We start from the raw sequence: 3,546 nt of genomic DNA, 5'->3' as shown, positions 1-3,546 counted from the left end.
CCGCTAGTGGGAAAGAGGAGGGTAAATTTTCAGCGTTGCTGGCTCCCCGTCAGCCGGATTGGGTTGCATCGCAGGGGTGTCGAAAGAGTCAACTGCGGTCCAAAGCTGTTGGACTTGGGTGAAAAGGGCGTTTATTCTTCCTATACGTGCCGCGTTCCAGGCGGCGACTATGAGGGCTATGTCGATGCCCATGTGCGCCGGCTGGAGGCGCTACGCCGGGCCGGTATCGTCGAGCGGATCGACGCCGACCAATGGCGCATCCCCGATGATCTGGTCAGCCGTGCCGCCGCCCATGACGCCGGCCGAGACAGTCAGGCCAGCGTTCGCGTCCTTTCCCCGGTCGATCTGAACAAACAGATCGGATCGGACGGCGCGACCTGGCTGGACCGGCGGCTGATCCACGGCGAGACGGCCGACCTTGCGCCAACCGGCTTCGGGCAACAAGTCCGCGAAGCCATGGACCAGCGCCGCGAGCACCATATCGAACAGGGCGACGCCACCCGCAGCCGGGACAGCCGCGTCTTCTACCGGCGCAACCTTCTCGCCATCCTGCGGGAGCGCGAGGTAGCCGGCGTCGGATCGGATATGGCTTTGAGTAAGGGCCTGCCGTTCCGCGCCGCCACGGACGGCGAGAGCGTCAGCGGCAAGTTTACCGGAACCGTGCATCTATCGAGCGGCAAGTTCGCCGTGGTCGAGAAATCCCATGAGTTCACCCTTGTCCCGTGGCGGCCGATCATCGACCGCCAACTCGGCCGCGAGGTTATGGGCATCGTGCAGGGCGGGTCGGTGTCGTGGCAGTTAGGGCGGCAGAGGGGGCTGGAACGCTGAGTGCGCCCATGCCGCATTGCGAAGCAAAAGATAATCGGATAAAATGTAGCAATTCATATTCGTAAGCGTGGAGTAATCAGATGGGAAATTCCAAGTCAGCAGACAAGTAAGCCGCAACAACCAGTATTGTTGTTGCGGCGCTCTGTAAGGCTAGTCTCATCTGATTGCTGACGAGCAGACGTCGCCCGGTATTCCTTAATCGAGGGTTGATTCGTCATGACCACCACACGCCCCGCGTGGGCCTATACGCTGCCGGCAGCACTGCTGCTGATGGCTCCTTTCGACATCCTCGCTTCACTGGCGATGGATATTTATCTCCCTGTCGTTTCAGCGATGCCCGGCATCCTGAACACGACGCCCGCTATGATCCAACTCACGTTGAGCCTCTATATGGTGATGCTCGGCGTGGGCCAGGTGATTTTTGGTCCGCTCTCAGACAGAATCGGGCGACGGCCAATTCTACTTGCGGGCGCAACGGCTTTCGTCATTGCGTCTCTGGGAGCAGCTTGGTCTTCAACTGCACCGGCCTTTGTCGCTTTCCGTCTACTTCAAGCAGTGGGCGCGTCGGCCATGCTGGTGGCGACGTTCGCGACGGTTCGCGACGTTTATGCCAACCGTCCTGAGGGTGTCGTCATCTACGGCCTTTTCACTTCGGTGCTGGCGTTCGTGCCTGCGCTCGGCCCTATCGCCGGAGCATTGATCGGCGAGTTCTTGGGATGGCAGGCGATATTCATTACTTTGGCTATACTGGCGATGCTCGCACTCCTAAATGCGGGTTTCAGGTGGCACGAAACCCGCCCTCTGGATCAAGTCAAGACGCGCCGATCTGTCTTGCCGATCTTCGCGAGTCCGGCTTTTTGGGTTTACACTGTCGGCTTTAGCGCCGGTATGGGCACCTTCTTCGTCTTCTTCTCGACGGCTCCCCGTGTGCTCATAGGCCAAGCGGAATATTCCGAGATCGGATTCAGCTTTGCCTTCGCCACTGTCGCGCTTGTAATGATCGTGACAACCCGTTTCGCGAAGTCCTTTGTCGCCAGATGGGGCATCGCAGGATGCGTGGCGCGTGGGATGGCGTTGCTTGTTTGCGGAGCGGTCCTGTTGGGGATCGGCGAACTTTACGGCTCGCCGTCATTCCTCACCTTCATCCTACCGATGTGGGTTGTCGCGGTCGGTATTGTCTTCACGGTGTCCGTTACCGCGAACGGCGCTTTGGCAGAGTTCGACGACATCGCGGGATCAGCGGTCGCGTTCTACTTCTGCGTTCAAAGCCTGATAGTCAGCATTGTCGGGACATTGGCGGTGGCACTTTTAAACGGTGACACAGCGTGGCCCGTGATCTGTTACGCCACGGCGATGGCGGTACTGGTTTCGTTGGGGCTGGTGCTCCTTCGGCTCCGTGGGGCTGCCACCGAGAAGTCGCCAGTCGTCTAACCGACGACTGGTAGCAGGCCCGCTCCGATGCGGCGCACTAACCATCGAAACCTCGTGAATGTCGGTATCCTGTCTGGCAGGATACCGCTCATTTCCCTTGTTCAGTTCATCGCCGTCGCCGAGCATCTGAATTTTCGGCATGCGGCCAAGGCACTTGGTATCAGCCAGTCGAGCGTCAGCGCGCGTGTGAAAGCGCTGGAGGATAACCTTGGTGTCCTGCTATTTGAGCGCCATGCGCGGGGCGTTCGGCTAACAGACGCAGGCAGGCACTTCATGGAGCGTGTCACGGCGGGTGTCGATCAACTCGATCACGCAGTGAAGACCGCGGAGTGACGGGCACTGGCTGGCAATGTCTAGCAACGGCAGGCATTTCGGCTGAGGGTAAAAGAACTTTCCGCTAAGCGATAGACTGTATGTAAACACAGTATTGCAAGGACGCGGAACATGCCTCATGTGGCGGCCAGGACGGCCAGCCGGGATCGGGATACTGGTCGTTACCAGAGCCACCGACCCGAGCAAACCCTTCTCTATCAGATCGTTGACGAGTATTACCCGGCATTCGCTGCGCTTATGGCAGAGCAGGGAAAGGAATTGCCGGGCTATGTGCAACGGGAATTTGAAGAATTTCTCCAATGCGGGCGGCTGGAGCATGGCTTTCTACGGGTTCGCTGCGAGTCTTGCCACGCCGAGCACCTGGTCGCTTTCAGCTGTAAGCGTCGCGGTTTCTGCCCGAGCTGTGGGGCGCGGCGGATGGCCGAAAGTGCCGCCTTGCTGGTTGATGAAGTACTGCCTGAACAACCCATGCGTCAGTGGGTGTTGAGCTTCCCGTTTCAGCTGCGTTTCCTGTTTGCCAGCCGGCCCGAGATCATGGGGTGGGTGCTGGGCATCGTTTACCGCGTCATTGCCACGCACCTGGTCAAGAAAGCGGGCCATACCCACCAAGTGGCCAAGACGGGCGCGGTCACCCTGATCCAGCGTTTTGGATCGGCGCTCAATCTGAATGTTCACTTCCACATGCTGTTTCTCGACGGTGTGTATGTCGAGCAATCCCACGGCTCAGCGCGTTTCCGCTGGGTCAAGGCGCCGACCAGCCCAGAGCTCACCCAGCTGACGCACACCATCGCCCACCGGGTGGGTCGCTATCTGGAACGGCAAGGCCTGCTGGAACGGGATGTCGAAAACAGCTATCTGGCCTCGGATGCGGTGGATGACGACCCGATGACACCCCTGCTGGGGCACTCGATCACTTACCGTATCGCTGTCGGTTCACAGGCGGGGCGAAAGGTG

The 3,546-nt window shown here is 59.6% G+C and carries 3 protein-coding genes and 1 pseudogene; all 4 read left to right on the top strand.

Going from position 1 to position 3,546, the window contains the following annotated elements; all coding sequences use genetic code 11:
* On the top strand, nucleotides 1-828 hold an 828-nt coding region (locus DZ860_RS24850; protein WP_243641908.1), incomplete at its 5' end, for a DUF3363 domain-containing protein.
* Between the two features lie 216 nt (nucleotides 829-1,044).
* Complete coding sequence (floR, locus tag DZ860_RS23515; protein WP_120035696.1) at nucleotides 1,045-2,259, top strand: chloramphenicol/florfenicol efflux MFS transporter FloR; 1,215 nt, start codon at nucleotides 1,045-1,047, stop codon at nucleotides 2,257-2,259.
* Between the two features lie 54 nt (nucleotides 2,260-2,313).
* Nucleotides 2,314-2,592: a LysR family transcriptional regulator gene (locus DZ860_RS23510; RefSeq protein WP_001100557.1), complete on the top strand. Its 279-nt coding sequence runs from the start codon at nucleotides 2,314-2,316 to the stop codon at nucleotides 2,590-2,592.
* A gap of 111 nt (nucleotides 2,593-2,703) precedes the next feature.
* Nucleotides 2,704-3,546, top strand: a pseudogene (locus DZ860_RS23505) (IS91-like element ISCR2 family transposase); the annotation flags it as partial.

Origin of the sequence: Vibrio sinensis, assembly GCF_003605645.1 — a bacterium.
In the GTDB taxonomy this organism is placed as follows: domain Bacteria; phylum Pseudomonadota; class Gammaproteobacteria; order Enterobacterales; family Vibrionaceae; genus Vibrio; species Vibrio sinensis.
This window is presented reverse-complemented; position numbering and strand designations above follow the sequence as displayed.